We start from the raw sequence: 782 nt of genomic DNA on the forward strand, positions 1-782 counted from the left end.
AGACCAGGAGACCGGGAGGCCGAGGTTCCCTGAGACCAGGAGACCGGGAGGCCGAGGCTCCCGGAGACCAGGAGACCGGGTTGCCGGCCGTCGTCAGCGACGCAGGGTGCTCACCGAGCGGCGCAGTCGGCGCATCGCGGCGGCGAGTTCGGCGCCGGGGGCGCGGGGCACGGCAGTGCGCGGGGGCCCCGGTACGGCGGGCGCGGTCGCCCACAGGTCGACCTCCGCGTCCCGTGGGCCGTGCGCGGTGCGCGGGACGCCCTCGTCGAAGATCCGCACCGGGTGGGTGGCGTCCCAGGCCGGCCATCCGGGGTCCCCGCTCGTCACGAACCGCACCCAGGCGGCGTGCATCGCGTCGCACAGCTCCTGCGGGGCACCCTCCCCGGCCAGCCGCTTCGCCTCGGGCAGGTCCCCGGTGTCGAAGACGAACCCCAGCTCCAGGGCGTGGCAGGCGCCGAGCCCGGGAAGGCGGGACGGCCACCCGAACTCGTACAGGTACGCCCTGCCGGGGCGGGCGTCGGCGAGCCGGTGCAGCGGCACCCGCAGCAGGTGGTCGGTGACCATCTGGCCGACGATCTCGGCGGTCCCGGCGTCGGGGTGCAGCGCACGGTAGCCGCGCGGCACCTCGTGGCCGGCGTGGCAGCGGGCCATGGCCCCGGCCAGGGCGAACGCGCCGAGCCGGTCGATGCGCTCCAGCAGCCCGCCGGGCACCAGCCACAGCCGGTACTCGTCCCGGGTCCAGCCCATGAGCAGCTCGACGCCCCGGGCGGCGCCGCCCGGGG

1 protein-coding gene is annotated in these 782 nt (G+C 77.2%); it reads right to left on the reverse strand.

Translation table 11 applies throughout. From position 1 onward, the window contains the following. Nucleotides 1-93: 93 nt before the first annotated feature. Nucleotides 94-782 (reverse strand): carboxylesterase family protein (locus tag CCN44_RS39205; protein ID WP_158103211.1); only part of this gene is annotated, 689 nt, incomplete at its 5' end.

The organism is Streptomyces tricolor (assembly GCF_002155905.1).
GTDB lineage: Bacteria > Actinomycetota > Actinomycetes > Streptomycetales > Streptomycetaceae > Streptomyces > Streptomyces tricolor.